At 74.9% G+C, this 18,018-nt stretch carries 16 protein-coding genes and 1 tRNA gene; 11 read left to right on the top strand and 6 right to left on the bottom strand.

Translation table 11 applies throughout. The features are described from left to right. Positions 1–21: 21 nt before the first annotated feature. The gene (lysA, locus tag BMZ16_RS17940) at positions 22–1,404 is read right to left on the bottom strand and encodes a diaminopimelate decarboxylase (protein WP_089803081.1); all 1,383 of its coding nucleotides are present in this window, start codon (positions 1,402–1,404) and stop codon (positions 22–24) included. Beyond that, on the bottom strand, positions 1,401–3,083 hold the full coding sequence (gene argS / locus BMZ16_RS17945; protein ID WP_089803201.1) for an arginine--tRNA ligase: 1,683 nt from the start codon (positions 3,081–3,083) through the stop codon (positions 1,401–1,403). The genes lysA and argS overlap by 4 nt, the downstream gene beginning before the upstream one ends. Positions 3,084–3,276: 193 nt before the next feature. Between argS and BMZ16_RS17950 the strand changes: the two genes are divergently transcribed. From BMZ16_RS17950 to BMZ16_RS17975, 6 genes are all read left to right on the top strand, one after another. Beyond that, the gene (locus BMZ16_RS17950) at positions 3,277–3,930 is read left to right on the top strand and encodes a FadR/GntR family transcriptional regulator (RefSeq protein WP_089803083.1); all 654 of its coding nucleotides are present in this window, start codon (positions 3,277–3,279) and stop codon (positions 3,928–3,930) included. Positions 3,931–4,028: 98 nt separating this feature from the next. Continuing rightward, positions 4,029–4,104, top strand: a tRNA-Arg gene (locus BMZ16_RS17955). A 153-nt stretch (positions 4,105–4,257) separates the two neighbouring features. Then, the gene (locus tag BMZ16_RS17960) at positions 4,258–4,953 is read left to right on the top strand and encodes a hypothetical protein (RefSeq protein WP_143082891.1); all 696 of its coding nucleotides are present in this window, start codon (positions 4,258–4,260) and stop codon (positions 4,951–4,953) included. A gap of 75 nt (positions 4,954–5,028) precedes the next feature. Next, positions 5,029–5,547 carry a flavodoxin gene (locus tag BMZ16_RS17965; protein WP_143082892.1) on the top strand — a complete coding sequence of 173 codons (519 nt, stop codon included), beginning with the start codon at positions 5,029–5,031 and terminating at the stop codon, positions 5,545–5,547. A gap of 85 nt (positions 5,548–5,632) precedes the next feature. Beyond that, on the top strand, positions 5,633–6,787 hold the full coding sequence (locus BMZ16_RS17970) for an AI-2E family transporter (RefSeq protein ID WP_089803089.1): 1,155 nt from the start codon (positions 5,633–5,635) through the stop codon (positions 6,785–6,787). A gap of 48 nt (positions 6,788–6,835) precedes the next feature. Further along, positions 6,836–7,570: a YqjF family protein gene (locus BMZ16_RS17975; RefSeq protein ID WP_089803091.1), complete on the top strand. Its 735-nt coding sequence runs from the start codon at positions 6,836–6,838 to the stop codon at positions 7,568–7,570. 3 nt (positions 7,571–7,573) lie between these two features. Here BMZ16_RS17975 and BMZ16_RS17980 read toward each other — a convergent pair whose 3' ends face one another. After that, a complete protein-coding gene (locus BMZ16_RS17980) occupies positions 7,574–8,236 on the bottom strand; it encodes a VOC family protein (RefSeq protein ID WP_089803093.1) in 663 nt (220 codons plus the stop codon). A gap of 240 nt (positions 8,237–8,476) precedes the next feature. Here BMZ16_RS17980 and adhE point away from each other — a divergent pair, with 240 nt between their 5' ends. From adhE to BMZ16_RS18000, 4 genes are all read left to right on the top strand, one after another. Next, positions 8,477–11,245 (top strand): bifunctional acetaldehyde-CoA/alcohol dehydrogenase, encoded by a 2,769-nt coding sequence (gene adhE, locus BMZ16_RS17985; protein WP_089803095.1) that lies wholly within the window; start codon positions 8,477–8,479, stop codon positions 11,243–11,245. Between the two features lie 191 nt (positions 11,246–11,436). Then, positions 11,437–12,003, top strand: a complete 567-nt coding sequence (locus tag BMZ16_RS17990; RefSeq protein WP_089803097.1) for a hypothetical protein — start codon at positions 11,437–11,439, stop codon at positions 12,001–12,003. 140 nt (positions 12,004–12,143) lie between these two features. Next, entirely contained in the window at positions 12,144–12,269 is a 126-nt protein-coding gene (locus BMZ16_RS17995) for a molybdopterin oxidoreductase (RefSeq protein ID WP_089803099.1), read from the top strand. Positions 12,270–12,336: 67 nt separating this feature from the next. Further along, positions 12,337–13,545, top strand: a complete 1,209-nt coding sequence (locus BMZ16_RS18000) for a pyridoxal phosphate-dependent aminotransferase (protein ID WP_089803101.1) — start codon at positions 12,337–12,339, stop codon at positions 13,543–13,545. Positions 13,546–13,591: 46 nt separating this feature from the next. Here the strand turns inward: BMZ16_RS18000 and BMZ16_RS18005 are convergent, their stop codons facing one another. After that, complete coding sequence (locus BMZ16_RS18005; protein ID WP_089803103.1) at positions 13,592–14,923, bottom strand: multidrug effflux MFS transporter; 1,332 nt, start codon at positions 14,921–14,923, stop codon at positions 13,592–13,594. A 102-nt stretch (positions 14,924–15,025) separates the two neighbouring features. Between BMZ16_RS18005 and BMZ16_RS18010 the strand changes: the two genes are divergently transcribed. Continuing rightward, positions 15,026–15,775 carry an SOS response-associated peptidase gene (locus BMZ16_RS18010; RefSeq protein ID WP_089803203.1) on the top strand — a complete coding sequence of 250 codons (750 nt, stop codon included), beginning with the start codon at positions 15,026–15,028 and terminating at the stop codon, positions 15,773–15,775. 9 nt (positions 15,776–15,784) lie between these two features. On the opposite strand, the gene BMZ16_RS18015 is transcribed toward BMZ16_RS18010, so the two are convergent. Both BMZ16_RS18015 and BMZ16_RS18020 read right to left on the bottom strand, forming a co-directional pair. Continuing rightward, a complete protein-coding gene (locus BMZ16_RS18015) occupies positions 15,785–16,900 on the bottom strand; it encodes an adenylate/guanylate cyclase domain-containing protein (protein ID WP_089803105.1) in 1,116 nt (371 codons plus the stop codon). A gap of 15 nt (positions 16,901–16,915) precedes the next feature. Beyond that, a complete protein-coding gene (locus tag BMZ16_RS18020; RefSeq protein WP_089803107.1) occupies positions 16,916–17,785 on the bottom strand; it encodes a biotin--[acetyl-CoA-carboxylase] ligase in 870 nt (289 codons plus the stop codon). Between the last annotated feature and the right edge of the window lie 233 nt (positions 17,786–18,018).

Here is an 18,018-nt window from a genome sequence, read left to right on the forward strand (position 1 = left end):
GCACGCGCGGTGCACCGGCGGTCAGGACTCCGCGACGTCCAGGGCGAGCAGGTCAGCGACCGTCTCGCGACGCACGAGCACCCGCGACTCCCCCGCGGTCACCGCGACCACCGGCGGGCGGGTCAGCAGGTTGTAGTTCGACGCCATCGACCGCCCGTAGGCCCCCGTGGCGGCCACCGCCAGCAGGTCCCCCGCCCGGACGTCGCCCGGGAGCGTCACCTCGTGGACGACGATGTCGCCGCTCTCGCAGTGCTTGCCGACCACCCGCGCGAGCACCGGCTCGGCGTCCGAGACCCGGGAGACGACCTCCGCGTGGTACTGCGCGCCGTACAGCGCGGGGCGGATGTTGTCGCTCATGCCTCCGTCCACGGAGACGTACGTCCGCACGCGCCCGTCGTCGAGGCGCACGGGCTTGACGGTCCCGACCGTGTACAGCGTGAGGCCCGCCTGCCCGACGACCGCCCGGCCCGGCTCGATCGACAGCCGCGGCAGCGGGGTGCCCAGCTCACGCGCCGCGTCGGCGACCGCCTGCGCGACCTCCTTCGCGATGCGGTCGGGGTCGAGCGCGACGTCCCCGGGCAGGTAGGCGATGCCGTACCCGCCGCCGAGGTCCACCTCGTCGACGAGCACGCCCGTGCGCTCCGCGAGCTCCGCGCGCAGCGCGAGCACCCGCTGCGCGGCCACCGCGAAGCCCGACGCGTCGAGGATCTGCGACCCGATGTGGGAGTGGATGCCCAGCAGGTGCAGCTCGGGGTGGTCCAGGACGCGCAGCAGCGCGGCCAGGGCGGGGCTGTCGCCGCCGTCCGGTCCGGCCGCCAGCGACAGCCCGAACTTCTGGTCCTCGTGCGCCGTGGAGATGAACTCGTGCCCGCCGGCGTGCACGCCGGTCGTCACGCGCACCATCACCGGCGCCGGTGCACCGTCCGCGCCGCGGTGCGCGCGCACGAGGGCCGCGAGCCGGTCCACCTCGACCAGCGAGTCGACGATGATGCGCCCCACGCCCGCGTCGAGCGCGGCGTGCAGCTCGTCGTCGGACTTGTTGTTGCCGTGCAGGCCGATGTCCGCGCCCGGCACACCCGCGGCCAGCGCCACGGCGAGCTCGCCGCCGCTGGCGGTGTCGACGCGCAGGCCCTCCTCGTGCACCCAGCGCGCGACGGCGCGCGTCAGCAGCGCCTTGCCGGCGTAGTAGACGTCGACGCCCGTGCCGACCTCGGCGCACGCGGCCTCGAAGGCCGTGCGGTACGCCCGCGCGCGGGCCCGCAGGTCCGCCTCGTCGACGACGTACGCGGGAGTGCCGTACGTCGCAGCCAGGTCCCGCACGTCGACGCCGGCGACCCGCACGGCACCGTCGGCGCCGCGCACGACGCCGCAGGACCAGGGCGGGCCGAGCGGCCCGGCGGTCACATCCGCTCCGGCGCGCCCACCCCGAGCAGGCCGAGCGCGTTGGCCAGGACCTGCCGGGTCGCGTCGTTGAGCCACAGCCGCGTGCGGTGCGCGTCGGTGACCTCCTCGTCGCCCCACGGCACGACGCGGCGCTTCTGGTCGTACCACTTGTGGTACGCCCCGGCGACGTCCTCGGCGTACCGCGCGACGCGGTGCGGCTCGCGCAGGTCCGCGGCCTGGGCCACGACCCGCGGGAAGTCCGCCAGCAGACCCAGCAGCTTGGCCTCCGACTCGTGGTCGAGCAGCGAGCCGTCGAACCCGTCCTCGCGACGCACCCCCGCCTCGGCGGCGTTGCGGGCCACCGCGGCGGTGCGGGCGTGCGCGTACTGCACGTAGTAGACGGGGTTCTCGTTCGTGGCCTTGGCGAGCAGGTCGAGGTCGAGGTCGATCTGCTGGTCCGACGACGACCGCGACAGCGCGTAGCGCGCGGCGTCCACCCCGACGGCCTCGACGAGGTCGTCGATCGTGATGATCGTGCCCGCGCGCTTCGACATGCGCACCGGCTCCCCGTCCTTGACGAGGTTCACCAGCTGGCCGATGAGGATCTCGAGGTTGACGTGCGGGGTGTCCCCGAACGCCGCGCACACGGCCATCATGCGACCCACGTACCCGTGGTGGTCCGAGCCCAGCATGATGACGACACGGTCGAAGCCGCGCTCGCGCTTGTCGAGGTAGTACGCGATGTCCCCGGCGATGTATGCGGCCTCACCGTCGGACTTGATGACGACGCGGTCCTTGTCGTCCCCGAGGTCCGTGGTGCGCAGCCACAGCGCGCCGTCCTTCTCGAACATGTGCCCACCGGCCCGCAGGCGCTCCACCGCGCGGTCCACGGCGCCGGACTCGTGCAGCGAGTCCTCGTGGAAGTACACGTCGAAGTCGACGCCGAAGTCGTGCAGCGACTGCTTGATCTCGCCGAACATCAGCTCGACGCCGCGGGCACGGAACGCCTCGCGCGCGTCGTCGTCCGGCAGCGTGCGCGGGTCCGGTTCCCCGGCCGCGAGCGCGTCCGCGACGACCTGGTCCGCGATCTCGGTGATGTACTGCCCGCCGTAGCCGTCCTCCGGGGCCTCCTCGCCCCGGGCACGGGCGACGAGCGAGCGCGCGAACCGGTCGATCTGCGCGCCGTGGTCGTTGAAGTAGTACTCGCGCGTGACGTCGGCGCCCGACGCGGTCAGCACGCGGGCCAGCGCGTCCCCGACCGCCGCCCAGCGCACGCCGCCGATGTGCAGCGGACCCGTGGGGTTGGCCGAGACGAACTCCAGGTTGATCCGCAGGCCGGCGAAGGTGTCGTTGGTGCCGTAGCCGGCGCCCTGCTCGACGATCCCGCGCGCGAGCTCGCCCGCGGCAGCGGCGTCGAGCCGGATGTTGAGGAACCCGGGGCCGGCGATGTCCACCGCGGCGATGCCGGGCACGTCGGCGAGGCGCCGCGCGAGCTCCTCGGCGAACGCGCGGGGGTTGACGCCCGCCTTCTTCGCCAGCTGCAGCGCGACGTTCGTCGACCAGTCGCCGTGCTCGCGCTGGCGGGGTCGCTCGATGTGCACGCGAGCCGGGATCGCGGCCGGGTCGAGGGTGAACGTGCCGTCGTCGACGGCGTGCACGAGAGCGCCGCGCAGTGCGTCGGCGAGCTGGTCGGGAGTCACGGTTCCAGGGTAGGGGACGACGACCGGCGCACCGTGACCGTGCCCACCGCCGACGGCCACCCGCACGACACGGCGTGCCCCGCGCCGAGGGACTGGTCGTCCGGTCGTCGGACGTGTTGACTCGGGCGAGGGCGCCGGGGCCGCGAAGCCGGCGGCGCACGCCCCGCCGCCGACGACGAGGAGACCACCGCCCATGGCGCGACGCACCGGACTGATCGACACCGCCGTCGAGGCGTTGCGATCGCGCATCGGCTCGGGCGAGTGGGCCGTCGGGACCCGCATCCCGCCCGAACCGTCCCTCGTGGAGCTGCTGGGCGTGGGCCGCAACACCGTGCGCGAGGCGGTGCAGTCCCTCGTGCACGCCGGGCTGCTCGAGCGGCGCCAGGGCTCCGGCACGTACGTGCTGTCGTCCTCCGAGCTGGCCGTGACGATGGGCCGCCAGATCGCCGACGCCCGCCAGCGGGACGTCGTGTCCGTGCGGCGTGCCCTGGAGATGGAGGCCGCGCGCCTGGCCGCGCGCCGCCGCACCGCCGACGACGCCTCGGACCTGCTCGGCAAGCGGGACGCGCGGGCCGCGGCCTACGAGGGCGGGGACCTGGACGAGATGGTCGCCTCCGACCTCGCGCTGCACCGCGCGATCGTGCGGACGGCCGGCAACCCGGTGCTGCGCTCGCTGTACGACAACCTCATCGAGGCCATCGGCGACAACATCCGGTTCAACTTCGTCACCGACGTGCACGCGGCCGACGCACACGACTCCCTGATCGAGGCGATCGTGGCCGGGGACCCGGAGCGGGCGGCGGCCGAGACCAGCGGCTACCTGTCCGGCCTCCTCGAGGACGGCTGACCGGCCGCGGCACCGGGGCGCGCCGCGCGGGGGTTGCCGGGTCCGCGAGCGCGTGACCTCACGCCCCCGCGGGTGCTGGTAGTCTCGGGCATCGCCGCGCGCCCGTAGCTCAGCGGATAGAGCGTCTGCCTCCGGAGCAGAAGGTCGAAGGTTCGAATCCTTTCGGGCGCACCACACGAGAGCCCCACCGCCGTTCCCGGCCGTGGGGCTCTCGCGCGTCCGGGGCCGCCCACCGACCCGTGCGCCTGCGACCGGACGGGGGACGCGCCCGCACGACCGGGTGACCGCGCAGGCCGGGGCACGGGCGGGTGGCTACCGTCGGTGGCCGTGCTCCTCCACCAGCCCGTCCCCCGTACCCGCGTCCGCCTGGGCCGCCCGCTGGGGCGACGGCCCGGCTGGCGGGCCACCGCCCGCGGCTTCGTCTGCTACCGGGCGCGCGACGCCGCGACCGGGCGCTTCTCCACGTGGGAGGAGTGGCACCTGCGCGACGACGGCGGCGCCGACCACCGCCTGGCCTACACGTACGGCTCACGCACCAGGACGGTGACGCTCTCCTACCCCGTGGACCTGCCCGAGCGGCTGGACCCGGCCACGCTGCGCGCGGGCGAGGAGGTCCTCGTCACGCTGGACGGTCGACCCCGTCGTCTGCAGGTCGCCCGGGCGGACGTCGCCGAGGTCCTCCACGTCCTGGGATCGCCCCGCCACCCGCTCGCCGTGGGCGACCGGGTCGCGCACGCCGAGCTGCGGGCGCCGGACGTGGTGCTGACCGTGCAGGACGCGGGCGGCGGCGTGGTGGACGTCCACCGCGGGGCCGTGCTGGACCCCCACGCCCAGCGGCAGGTGCTCGGCCGGGACGTCCGGCCGCGGACGAACCGCTTCCTGGCCGCCGGTGCCGCGTTCGCGGGGTTCGTCCTGCTCTACAACGCCCTGCAGGCGTGCCTCCCGCAGGACGGCACGGGCGACGCGGCGGGGGCCGCGACCGCGGTGGTCGCGCCCCTCGGCGCGGCGCACGCCACCCCCTGACACCTGCCGACGTCCCGCACGTCCAGGGACCTACGGCCGCGGCGCCGAGGCACCGGACGCGAGGATCGTGGGGCCATGACAGCGATGGTGGTGTTCGAGTCCATGTTCGGCGGCACCCTGGCGATCGCGGAGGCGGTCGCTGCGGGCATCGCGTCGTGCGGCCTGGCGGTCGACGTGGTCGAGGTCGGCCGGGTCGTGGGCGACGGGGAGCGCGCACCGTGGCGCGCGACGGACGTGCTGCTGCTGGCCGTCGGAGGACCGACGCACCTGCGCGGCATGAGCACCAACGACTCCCGCACGCAGGCCCGCGCGCACGGTCGGACCGTCTCCGGCCTGACCGGGCTGGACCGCTGGCTCACCTCGGCGCCGGCCCTGGTGGCCGGCACCCCGGTGGCCGCGTTCGACACGTCCTGGGGCACTGCGGACAGCGGCTCGGCCGCGCACGCGATCGCCGAGCGGCTGCAGGCGCTGTCCGGGAGGCTCGTCGCCCCGCCGACGTCCTTCGAGGTCACCGGCACCACCACCGGGCCGACGGAGGCGGAGCTCGGACGCGCCTTCGGCTGGGGTGCGTCGCTGGTGTCCGCGCGGGCGTAGCGGGCGGCCTCGACGCGCGGTGCGCCGCCGACCCCCCTAGCGTCTGTGCCGCCGGACGTCGCCGGCCGCTACCTGGAGGACATCGATGGGTCTGTTCGGACGCCGCCCCCCGCCGCAGCAGGTCGAGGACGCGCCCGCGCGACCGGCCGCCCCCACCCGGACCGCGGGTGTCCTGTGGGCCGACGGCCTGGGGCGGGCGGGCACCCGCGCCGTGCAGGTCCTGGCCGTCCTGGCCGTGGTCGCGGTCGTGGTGTTCGCGCTGACCCGCCTCACGCTCGTCGTCATCCCCGTGCTCATCGCTCTCGTGCTCGCGTCCGCGATCTCGCCGGTGGTCGGCACCCTGCGCCGGCGCGGCGTGCCCTCGCTGCTCGCGACGTGGATCGCCCTGCTCGGCCTGGTGGCACTGCTCGGAGGGATCGTCTGGCTCGTCGTCCGGGCGGTCGTGAACCAGTGGGAGGACCTGCGCGACCAGGCGCTCGACGGGTTCGACGAGCTGCAGGCGTACGTGCAGAGCCTGCCGTTCGACATCACCGACGAGCAGATCGCCTCGGTGCGGGAGTCGGCCGTGGGCCTGCTGCAGTCCGACGCCGTCGGGTCGGGCGCGATCGCGGGGGTCTCGCAGACCGCCGACTTCGTCGCCGGGTTCTTCATCATGGTCGTGGTCCTGTTCTTCTTCCTCAAGGACGGGCCGAGGATCTGGGAGTTCCTGCTGCGCCCGTTCGAGGGCGAGCGGTACCGGCGCGGCCAGCGGGTCGGCGACGCGACCGTGCGCGCGCTCGGCGGGTACGTGCGGGGCACGGCGATCGTCGCCGCCGTCGACGCCGTCGGCATCGGCGTCGGGCTCGCGATCGTCGGCGTGCCCCTGGTGATCCCGCTGTCCGTCCTCGTGTTCCTGCTGGCGTTCATCCCGCTGGTCGGCGCCACCGTCGCCGGCATCCTTGCCGCGCTGGTCGCCCTCGTGGCCGCCGGGCCCGTCCAGGCGCTGGTCGTCGTCGTGATCGTGGTCGTCGTGAACCAGCTCGAGGGCGACTTCCTGCAGCCCGTCGTCATGGGCCGCTCGCTGTCGCTGCACCCGCTGGTGATCCTGTTCGCGCTGACCGCCGGCACGGTCCTGGCCGGCATCACCGGGGCCGTGCTGGCCGTGCCGATCGCCGCGTCCGTGTGGCGGTCGATCCAGGTGTGGGACGGCCCCGAGCTGCCGGCCCGCTTCGCACGCAGGAAGCGCCCGGAGGCCGTCTGACCCGTCCGGGCGGCGCGGCCGGTCGCCGCCCGGCGCTACCGTGCCCGGGTGACGCCCGACCCCCTCCCCCGCGCACCGTGGGCCGTCGCGATGCGCTGGTCCCGCCTGCTGTTCTGCCACTGGCCGGTGCCGGCGGCGTCGCTGCGGCCGCACGTCCCGCCGGCCCTCGACATCGACACCTTCGACGGGGACGCCTGGCTCGCGGTCGTCCCGTTCACCATGCCGGTGGTGCGGCCGCGGCTCGCACCGCCGCTCGGGTTCGGGCCAGGGGCGTTCCACGAGCTGAACGTGCGCACCTACGTGACGTACCGCGGCGAGCCCGGGGTGTGGTTCTTCAGCCTGGACGCCGCCAGCGCCACCGGCGTCGCCGTCGGGCGCGCCACGATGAGCCTGGCCTACCACCGCGCACGGATGCGGCTCGAGGAGTCGGCGGGGACCGTCCGCTACGCCAGCGACCGCACCGACCCGCGCGCGCCGGCGGCCGCGTTCCGCGCGGTCTACGCCCGCACCGGCCCGGCGCGCACGTCCGAGCCCGGCACGCTCGAGCACTTCCTCACCGAGCGGTACCGGATGTACACCAGCGACCTGGCGCCCCGCGCGCCGCGCCGACTGTGGGTCGGCGGCGTGGCGCACGCGCCGTGGCGGCTCTCACCCGCGGAGTGCGACATCACGACGAACACCATGACGCTGCCGCTGGGCGTCGACGTGGCGGGCCGGACCCCGCTGCTGCACGCCGCCGAGCCGCTCGACGTGCGCGGCACCCTGCGGCGGCGGCTCGCCTGACGCTCAGGCCGTCGGCCGCGCCTGCCACGTGCAGACGCAGGCCTCGTTCCCCTCGGGGTCGGCCAGCACCCAGAACGCCGGCGCGGCGGCGTCCGACACCAGCCGACCACCGGCGGCGACGGCCGCCGCGACCCGCTCCTCGGCCACGTCGTGCGGCACCGTCACGTCGACGTGGATGCGGTTGCGCTGGGGCCGCGGCGCGTCCATCTGCTGGAACCACACCGCCGGGCCCGTCCCGGCCGGGTCGGCGAGCGCGTCCGGGTCGCCCGGCACGTCGTCGTAGCCGAGCACGGCCTTCCAGAACGGCCGGACCGCGGGGATGTCGAGCGCGTCGACCGCGATCTCGAGCACCTCGCCGGCGGGCACCGCCGCCTCGAGGCCCAGCTCGTCGGCGATCGCGGTGACGGCGGCGGCGAGGTCGACGTCGCGCTGGGTGAGGCCGTGCACGTCGTGGCTGCTGGTGGTGACGGTGACCTGGCCGTACCGCAGCAGCACGTCCGGGTGGTGGTCGGCGGCGTCGGCGGCCCGCGCGACCCGGGCGACCAGCTCGGCACCCGTCGCCCAGTCGGGCGTGCGGAACGTCGCCCGCAGGGTCTCGAGCAGGACGCGCCAGTGCCGGGCGTCGACGGCGGCGGTGACGGTGGAGTGCGGCAGGACGTCGCTCATGGGCCCACCGTGCCACCGGGGTCCGACACCCGCGAGGCGACGCGTCCGGCGGCCCCGACGGGCGGTCGGGGCGGGACGGAGGTCCTCCCGGGGCGGCGCGAGGGAGGTACGGGAGCGGCGTGGATCACACCGCGGGGACTTTCATCCCACGTTTTCTCAGCCCCTGATCCCTAGCGTCAGAGCCAGCGACGGACCGCCTCCAGCGTCCGCCCCCCTCTCACTTCTACCCGGGGAGTCCAGGTGTCCGAGACCACCAAGAAGAGCACCCGCGCCAAGGCCGCGGCCGACGCGCCGGCCGAGGCGGCCTCGACCACCGCCCCCACCGCGCAGCCCGCCGGCACCGCCCTGGGCGTCGCCGAGGTCGACGAGGTCGCGCAGGCCGTCGACCGGCTCGTCGCCAACGCCACCAAGGCCCTGGCGGAGTTCTCGTCCATGACCCAGGAGGACGTGGACCGCTTCGTCAAGAAGGGTGCGGTCGCGGCGCTGGACCAGCACGGCAACCTCGCCAAGCTCGCCGTCGACGAGACCGGGCGCGGCGTCTTCGAGGACAAGGCCGTCAAGAACATCTTCGCGTGCGAGCACGTCACCAACTCGATGGCCAACCTCAAGACCGTCGGCGTCATCAACGTCGACGAGCTCAACGGCATCACCGAGATCGCCGAGCCCGTCGGCGTCATCGCGGGCATCACCCCGGTGACCAACCCGACGTCGACCGCGATCTTCAAGTCGCTCATCTCGCTGAAGACCCGCAACCCGATCATCTTCGCGTTCCACCCGAACGCGCAGCGCTCGTCGGTCGAGGCCGCGCGGATCGTCCGCGACGCCGCCGTCGCCGCCGGTGCCCCCGAGCACTGCATCCAGTGGGTCGAGACCCCGTCGCTCGCCGCGACCGGCGCGCTCATGAACCACCCGGGCGTCGCCACGATCCTCGCGACCGGTGGCAACGCGATGGTCAAGGCCGCGTACTCCTGCGGCAAGCCGGCCCTGGGCGTCGGCGCCGGCAACGTCCCGGCGTACGTCGAGAAGTCCGCGAAGCTCGCCCGGGCGATCAACGACATCGTCCTCAGCAAGGCCTTCGACAACGGCGTCATCTGCGCCTCGGAGCAGGCCGCGATCCTCGACGACGAGATCTACGACGCCGCGATGGCCGAGTTCGCCAAGCTGCACGCGTACCGGGCCACCCCGGCGGAGAAGGCGAAGCTCGAGCGCTTCATCTTCGGCGTCGAGGCCGGCGGCGAGAACTGCGGCGGCGCCAAGCTCAACCCCGCGGTCGTCGGCAAGTCGCCGGTGTGGATCGCCGAGCAGGCCGGGTTCACCGTGCCGGCCGACACGTCGATCATCCTCGCCGAGGTCACCGGCGTCGGCCCGCACGAGCCCCTGACCCGCGAGAAGCTCTGCCCCGTGCTGGCCGTGCTGCGCGCGACCACCACCGAGGAGGGCTTCGCGCTGGCCGAGCAGATGGTCGAGTTCGACGGCCTGGGCCACTCCGCCGCGATCCACACGCGCGACGACGCCCTGACGGTCGAGTTCGGCAAGCGCGTCAAGGCGATCCGCGTGATCTGCAACGCCCCGTCGTCGCTCGGCGGCATCGGCGACATCTACAACGCGTTCATCCCGTCGCTGACGCTGGGCTGCGGCTCCTACGGCCACAACTCGGTGTCGAACAACGTGTCGGCGGTGAACCTCATCAACGTCAAGCGCGTGGGCCGGAGGAACAACAACTTGCAGTGGTTCAAGGTCCCCGCCAAGACGTACTTCGAGCCGAACGCCATCCGCTACCTCGCGGACATGGCGGACGTCGAGCGCGTCACCATCGTCACCGACGCGACCATGACGACCCTCGGGTTCGTCGACAAGGTCCTCGACGTCCTGCGCCGCCGTGGCAACACCGTGGCCGTGCAGATCATCGACCAGGTCGAGCCGGAGCCGTCCGTCAAGACCGTCCAGGCGGGCGCCGCGCAGATGCGCCACTTCCGTCCCGACACGATCATCGCGCTCGGCGGTGGCTCGCCCATGGACGCCGCGAAGGTCATGTGGCTGCTGTACGAGCACCCGGAGATCGTCTTCTCCGACCTCAAGCAGAAGTTCTTCGACGTCCGCAAGCGCGCGTTCAAGTTCCCGGTCCTGGGCGACCTGGCCAAGCTCGTCTGCATCCCGACCACGTCGGGCACGGGCGCCGAGGTCACGCCGTTCGCGGTCATCTCCGACCCCGACGCGGGCAAGAAGTACCCGCTGGCGGACTACGCGCTGACCCCGACGGTCGCGATCATCGACCCGGTGCTCACCTCGAAGATGCCGCGCTCGCTGGCGGCGGACTCGGGCTTCGACGCCCTGACGCACGCCACCGAGGCGTTCGTGTCGGTCTACGCCAACGACTTCACCGACGGCATGGCGCTGCAGGCGATCCGCCTGATCTTCGACAACCTCGCGCAGTCGGTGAACGGTGACCCGACCGACCCGGCCACGCAGGACGCCCGCGAGAAGATGCACAACGCCGGGACCATCGCCGGCATGGCGTTCGGCAACGCGTTCCTCGGCATCGTGCACGCCATGGCGCACGTCATCGGCTCGACGTACCACCTGGTGCACGGCCGCACGAACGCCACGCTGCTGCCGCACGTGATCCGCTACAACGGGACCGTCCCGACCAAGCTCACGAGCTGGCCGAAGTACGAGTCCTACGTGGCTCCCGAGCGGTTCCAGCAGATCGCGCAGACGCTCGGCCTGCCGGCCTCCACGCCGGAGGAGGGCGTCGAGTCCTACGCGCTGGCCGTCGAGGCGCTGCGCGCCAAGGTCGGCATCCCCGCGTCGTTCCAGGCGCAGGGCGTGGACGAGCAGGAGTTCATCAGCCGCCTCGACGAGGTCTCCATGGGCGCCTACGAGGACCAGTGCGCTCCCGCCAACCCGCGCATGCCGATGATCGGCGACATGAAGGACATCATGACCGCGGCCTACTACGGAACGTCGCTGGAGGACGTCCGGGGCCGCCGCGAGCGGTCGGAGGCCTGACCGACTCCCCGACGGTCCAGCGCCCCACCCCACGGGGCGGCGCCCCCGTCACCGCTCCGACGCCCCCGCCGGCCCTGCCGGCGGGGGCGTCGTCGTCCCGGCCGGCGCTCCCGCCGCGCGGAGCGGACGATGTCGGGGCAAACTGGACGCCCGGTCGACTCGGCCGGTCCCCCGACGAAGGAGGCGTCCCTGTGGCTGCGCCCGCGACATCCGTCCGCCGTCCCCCGACCACCACCGCGGCACCCCGCCGCGCCCCGCGCCTGCTCACGGCTCTCGCCGCCACCGGTGCGCTGACGCTCGGGCTCGCCGCCTGCAGCGACGGCACCGTGCAGGGGGCGGCGGACGACGTCGCGAGCGCCGCCCAGGGCGCCGCGGACGAGATCACGGCGGCCGGGGACAAGCTCGAGGAGGTCCTGGCGACCGCCCGGACGCACGCCGACGAGGCACGGGCGAGCGTCGACGAGGCCCGCAGCTCGCTCAGCGGGCTCGACGAGGAGGCCCGCGGCAAGGCCGACCAGGCCGTCACCAACGCCCAGGGCGCGGTCGACGAGGCCCAGGCGGCGCTGGAGAAGGCGCAGGCCGAGGGCGCGCAGGCGTCCGCGCAGGCCATCGACGACGCCCGCGCCAAGGTGGACGCCGCACGCGCCGAGCTCGACGCGGCCGCCGCGGGCGCCGGGGACGAGGCCGGCGGTGCGCTGCAGACCCTCGGCGGCCACCTGGACGCCCTCGGGCAGGACCTGCGGTCCGCGACGCAGTGACCCGTGCGACGGCCCGGCACGACCGGGCCGTCGCCCCCTCTGTCGTCGGCGTCCCGCAGGTTGCCCCGGCGAGCGGGTGAAATCCACGACCCGCCCTCCGGGACGTCGTCCGCGGGCGCCCATCTGCCGATCGTGGAGGTATGGCCGTTCGCACGCACACCCGGGAGGTCCGCCGCCACCGTGCCGAGTGGTGGGTCGTGACCGCGTGGCTGTCGCTCGCGCTCCTCGTCGTCGTCGGCCTGCTCTCGGCCGCCGGCACGTTCTGAGCCGACCCAGCCGGTCCGGCCGCCCGAGCGGCCGGCCGTCAGCACGCCGTGCGCCTATGCTCGCGCCGTGACGACGCGGTGGCAGCAGGTGGCGGCGGCGACGGGCCTGCTGGACCCCGACGGGACCGCCCGGCCGACGGTCTTCGCGGAGATGTCCGCGCTCGCCGCCCGGACGGGCGCGCTCAACCTCGGCCAGGGCTTCCCCGACGTCGACGGCCCGCACGCGGTCGCGCGGCTGGCCGCCGACGCGATCCTCGACGGTGTCAACCAGTACCCGCCCGGCCCCGGCACCGCCGAGCTGCGTGCGGCCGTCGCCACGCACCAGCGCGTGCGCTACGGCCTGGAGGTCGATCCCGGGACGCAGGTGCTCGTCACGACCGGGGCGACGGAGGCGCTCGCCGCCGCGGTCCTGGCGCTGGCGTCCCCGGGTGACGAGGTGCTCACGCTCGAGCCGTACTACGACTCCTACGCCGCGGTGGTGGCCATGGCGGGCGCCACGCACACCACCGCACCCCTGCGCCCGACCGCCGACGGCTTCCGGCTGGACGTCGCCGCCCTGGAGCGCGCGGTCACACCGCGCACGCGGCTGCTGCTGCTCAACTCCCCCCACAACCCGACCGGTGCCGTGCTGCGCGCCGACGAGCTGGCGGCGGTGGCGCGCGTCGCCGTCGAGCACGACCTGCTCGTGGTGACCGACGAGGTCTACGAGCACCTGGTGTTCGGCGTCGCGCACGTGCCCGTGGCGACGCTGCCGGGCATGGCGGAGCGCACCCTGACGGTGTCGTCGAGCGGCAAGACGTTCTCGTTCACCGGGTGGAAGATCGGCTGGGTGACCGGGCCGGCCGCGCTCGTCGCGGCGGTGCGGACGGTCAAGCAGTTCCTCACCTACGTGTCGGGTGCACCCTTCCAGCCGGCGGTGGCGCACGCGCTGACGGACCCGGCGGCCCTCGCCTGGGTCGACGAGCTGGTGGTGTCGCTCGCGGAGCGGCGCGACCTGCTCAGCGACGGCCTGCGCGACGCGGGCTTCGACGTGGTCCGCCCCGACGGCACCTACTTCGTGCTGGCCGACGCCGCCGGGCTGGGCGCCACGGACGGTGCGGCGTTCTGCCGCGCGCTGCCGGGGCGCGCCGGGGTGGTCGCGGTGCCCGTCACCGCGTTCACGCGTGCCGGGTCACCGACGCACGCCGCGCTGCGGACCTGGGTCCGCTTCACGTTCGTCAAGCGCCGGGACGTCCTGGAGGACGCCGTCGCCCGGCTGTCCCGCGCGTTCGGCTGACGACCGGACCGGACCGGACCTGACCTGACCGGCCCGCCGGCCCGGCTCAGGCGAGCTGCTGCCAGGCACCGCCGCGGCGGAACGCCGGGGTGGCCAGCGCCAGCACCGCGAGCGCCACGGTGGCCGAGGCGAGCATGACCGCGGCCATCGCGACGGGTCCGCCCCCCAGCACGCCGGAGAGGTTGGCGACGACACCGCCCGTGCCCGCCTGCAGCGACCCGATGAAGGCGGCCGCGGTGCCGGCCATCGCGCCGTGCCGGCCCAGGGCGATCGCGGTGGCGTTGGGCGGCGCGAAGTTGACGAGCGCCAGCACCAGCCACAGCACGACCACGAGCGACCACAGCCCGCCGGCCCCGGTGAGCGTGACCGCGAGCAGCACCGCGGTGAGCAGCACGGTCAGCACGACCGCGACCCGCAGGATCCGGATGGGCGCCACGCGGCGCACCAGTGCCGCGTTGACCTGCGCCCCCAGCACCAGGCCGACGCCGTTGACCGCGAACAGCAGGGCGAACTGCTGCTCGGTGAGGCCGTAGCCGACGCGCAGCACGAACGGCGACGCGACGACGTAGGTCATGAGCACGGCCATCGTCAGGCCCGGCAGCACGGCCAGCGCGACGAAGTGCCGGTCCCGCAGCAGGTGCGCGTACCCGGACAGCGCGGCCCGCACGCCGCTGGGCCGGCGCCGCTCGACCGGCAGCGTCTCGGGCATGCGGCGCGCGACGACGAGCCACAGCCCCACGCCGAGCACGGCCAGCACGACGAACACGGCCCGCCAGCCCCACTGCCCGGCGATGACCCCGCCCAGGGACGGTGCGAACAACGGGGCGACACCGATCACCAGCATGAGCCGGGACATCAGGCGCGAGGCGTCCGACCCGACGAACCGGTCCCGGATGAGGGCCATGGCCACGACCGTCGCGGAGGCGTTGAAGAACCCCTGCAGGACGCGCAGCGCGATGAGCGGGACGATCGCGGGTGCGACCGCGCACAGCAGGGACACGACGACGTGCAGCGCGACGCCGACGAGCACGGGGGTGCGCCGCCCGAGGCGGTCGGACAGCGGGCCGATGACGAGCTGGCCCACCGCGCCGCCGATCAGCATGCCGGTCATGGTCAGCTGCGCGGCGGCGGCGGAGGTGCCCAGGTCGCGCGCCACGTCCGGCAGGGACGGCAGGTAGATGTCGGTGGAGACCGCGGGCAGCGCGCACATCGCGCCCAGGAGCAGCACGTGGCGGGCGTCGGGACGGTACCGGGGTGCGTCGTCCGTGGGCGTCGCACCGCCGCCGCCCGGGGCGACGGGGACGGCCGCGAGGTCGGCCGGTGCGGGGTTCGCCGGTGCGGGGCCGGCGGGTGCGGTGCGGTGATCTGGCTGGTGCATCGCCCTCCATCGTGGCACCGACGGCGACGGTTCACGAATCGATTCGACACGCGAACGCGCCCCACGCTGCGGGTGTCGGTGCCGGGTGGCACGCTGACCAGCATGTGCGGCAGGTACGCGTCCTTCCGGGAGGACCAGGCGATCGCCGACGAGTTCGCCGTGGCGACCGTCGCGGACGACGTGCGGCTGCTGCCGCCCTCGTGGAACGTCGCCCCGACGGACGGCGTCCGGATGGTCGTCGAGCGCGCCGACCGGGCGACGGGTGAGATCACCCGCCAGCTGCGGGTGGCCCGGTGGGGCCTGGTGCCGTCCTGGGCCAAGGACCCGTCCATCGGCAACCGCATGATCAACGCGCGCGTCGAGACCCTGCCGGACAAGCCCGCCTTCGCCAAGCCGTTCGCCGCCCGGCGCGCGCTGCTGCCGGCGGACGGCTACTACGAGTGGCAGGCCGGCCCGCAGCCGCCGGCCGGCGCGCCGCGTCGCCGTGCACCCAAGCAGCCGTTCTGGATCCACCCCGCCGACGGTGACGTCGCCGCGCTGGCCGGGCTGTACGAGTTCTGGCGGGACCCCGCCCGGGCGGACGACGACCCGGCGCGCTGGATCGTGTCCGTCACCGTGGTGACGCGCCCGGCCACGCCTGCCCTGGCCGCGATCCACGACCGGCAGCCGCTGATCCTGCCGCCCGACGCGTGGTCCGCCTGGCTCGACCCCGCGGTGGGCGCCGACGACGCTCGCGAGCTGCTGACCGTCGACCCGCCCCCGCTGCGGGCGACCCCCGTGTCCACCCGCGTCAACGCGGTGGCCAACGACGGTCCCGATCTCCTCACGCCCGCGGGGCCCGACCTCGGCTGAGCGCGTCGGTCAGCGCCGGGCGGACTCCAGCCGGTACGGCACGACCTCGCCCACCCCCGGCAGCTCCCGGGCGGGCTGCTCGGTGAGGCGGAAGCGCGGGTCGCCGCCCAGCACCTGCGCCGTGGCCGCGTCGACCAGCACCGAGCTGGGGTCCGCGACGTCCGTGAGGCGGGCCGCGAGGTTGACGCTCGGCCCGAAGACGTCACCGAACCGGGACAGCACCCTGCCCCAGACCAGTCCCACCCGCACGGGGGTGACCCCCCGCGCGCCCTCCGCCAGCCCGCCGGCGCCCTTCGCGGCCTCGACGTCCAGCGACGTCCCGAAGGCGTCGGCGAGGCCCAGGGCGACCGCAGCCCCCACCCCGGGGGTGTCGGCGATGAAGAGCACCGCGTCCCCGATCGTCTTGACGACCCGCCCACCGGCCCCGACGACCACGTCCCGCGCGGCGGTCTCGAAGCGCTGGACGAAGTGCGACAGGTCCGTGGAGCCCAGGCCGGCGGTGCGCCGGGTGAACGAGACCATGTCCGCGAACCCGACCGCGCGGGCGAGCGGCAGCAGGTTGCCGTCGGTCGCCACGTCCCGCAGGTGACCGAACTCGGCCGCGTAGCGGTCGGCCACGGCGGCGAGCTGGCGGCGGTAGGAGTGCAGCAGCTGCTGCTCGAGCAGCGGGGCGAGGTCCCGCAGCCGGTCGAGCACCAGCAGGCGGGCGGACGTGTCGTCCAGCCCGAAGCGCGTCTCCATGTCCTCGACCAGCGCCTCGACCTGCCACAGCGCCAGCCGGTCGGAGGTGTGCCCCAACGACCGGATCACGGTCACGACCGTGGAGGGCTCGAGCCCGTGCTCCTCGATCAGCGCCCGCGCGAGGGCCAGCGCCTGCGCGTCCCGCTCGGTGAACATGACCTCGTCGTCGCCGCTGCTCGGCAGCCCGAGGGTGCGCCAGAAGATCCGCACCACCTCGAGCTCGATGCCCGTGCGACGTGCCAGGTCGCGCGCGCTCAGCGTGCGCGGACCGCCCAGGAGCAGCTCGTCGAGGGCCTCGGTGGTCCCCGTCGGCGGGGCAGGACGCGGCTGCTCGTCGGGCGCACCGGCCCCGGGCCGCCCGCTGTCCCGCACACCTCCCGGCACGGGTCGTAGCCTAGTTCACGACCCTGTGTCCCCCATCACCCGCAGGTGCGCGACGTCCCCGGCGAGCACCCGCCGCCCGACGCCCTGCGCGTCGCGGACCAGCAGCGCGCCGTCGTCGTCCAGCCCGGTCGCGGTGCCCGTGAGCACGTCACCGCCGGGCAGCTCCACCCGCACGGGCCGTCCGACGGTGGAGCACACGGAGGCGACCTCGTCCACGAGGCCCGCGGCGACGGCGTCACCGTCGTGCTCGACCCAGCGGCGCGCGACCTGGTCCAGCGCGCCGACCAGCGCGACCAGCAGGCTCGCGCGGTCCGCCGACCGGGCCCCGGCCAGGGCGAGGGACGTCGCCCACGGCACGGGCAGCTCGTCGCGGGACTGGTCGACGTTGAGCCCGATCCCGACGGCGACGCCCTGCACCTGCGGCACCGCCTGCGCCAGCACGCCGGCGACCTTGCGGGCGGTGCCCCAGCCGTCGAGCGACTCGACGTCCTCACCGAGCTCGACCAGCACGTCGTTGGGCCACTTGAGGACCGCCCGCACACCGGCCGTCGCCCGCAGCGCGCGCACCGCACCCAGCCCGGCCAGCAGCGGCAGCCACCCGTACGTCGCGGGGCCCGAGCGCGGACGGGCGACGAACGTGCAGGTCAGCGCGGCCCTCGCGGGGGACGTCCAGGTGCGTCCCGCGCGGCCGTGGCCGGCGACCTGGTGCTCGGTGACCAGCAGGCTCGCGTGCGGCCAGGCGTCGGGGTCGTCGCGCAGGCCGGCCACGACGTCGTCGTTGGTGGACCCGGTCTCCGGCACCACGTCGAGGCGGGCCAGCGGTCCGGCGGGGGCGAGCAGCAGCTCACGCAGCGCGGCGACCTGCAGGGGCGGGCGGTCGGTCATCGCGCCATCATGTCCCAGCCCCCCGCACCCGCGCCCCACGAGCCGCGTGGCGGGGGGGGTGCGCGTGCCGGGCACGGGGTGGCGCGGGGCGCGGACGCGCGAGGCGGCGCGGCGCGTGGCACGGCGGCACGGCGGCACGGCGGCACGGAGGCGCGAGGCGCGTGCTGCGAGCACGGGGACGCACGGCGCGGACGCCCGGTTGTGGGGTCCCCACAGCGGTCCGCCACCAACAC

The organism is Cellulomonas sp. KH9, from assembly GCF_900114185.1.
In the GTDB taxonomy this organism is placed as follows: domain Bacteria; phylum Actinomycetota; class Actinomycetes; order Actinomycetales; family Cellulomonadaceae; genus Cellulomonas.

Coding starts and splice junctions, on each gene's coding strand:
- BMZ16_RS17950 (WP_089803083.1), top strand. CDS start 3,277: ATGGCGCGACGCACCGGACTGATCGACACCGCCGTCGAGGCGTTGCGA.
- BMZ16_RS17965 (WP_143082892.1), top strand. CDS start 5,029: ATGACAGCGATGGTGGTGTTCGAGTCCATGTTCGGCGGCACCCTGGCG.
- BMZ16_RS17970 (WP_089803089.1), top strand. CDS start 5,633: ATGGGTCTGTTCGGACGCCGCCCCCCGCCGCAGCAGGTCGAGGACGCG.
- BMZ16_RS17980 (WP_089803093.1), bottom strand. CDS start 8,236: ATGAGCGACGTCCTGCCGCACTCCACCGTCACCGCCGCCGTCGACGCC.
- BMZ16_RS17995 (WP_089803099.1), top strand. CDS start 12,144: ATGGCCGTTCGCACGCACACCCGGGAGGTCCGCCGCCACCGTGCCGAG.
- BMZ16_RS18005 (WP_089803103.1), bottom strand. CDS start 14,923: ATGCACCAGCCAGATCACCGCACCGCACCCGCCGGCCCCGCACCGGCG.
- BMZ16_RS18010 (WP_089803203.1), top strand. CDS start 15,026: ATGTGCGGCAGGTACGCGTCCTTCCGGGAGGACCAGGCGATCGCCGAC.
- BMZ16_RS18020 (WP_089803107.1), bottom strand. CDS start 17,785: ATGACCGACCGCCCGCCCCTGCAGGTCGCCGCGCTGCGTGAGCTGCTG.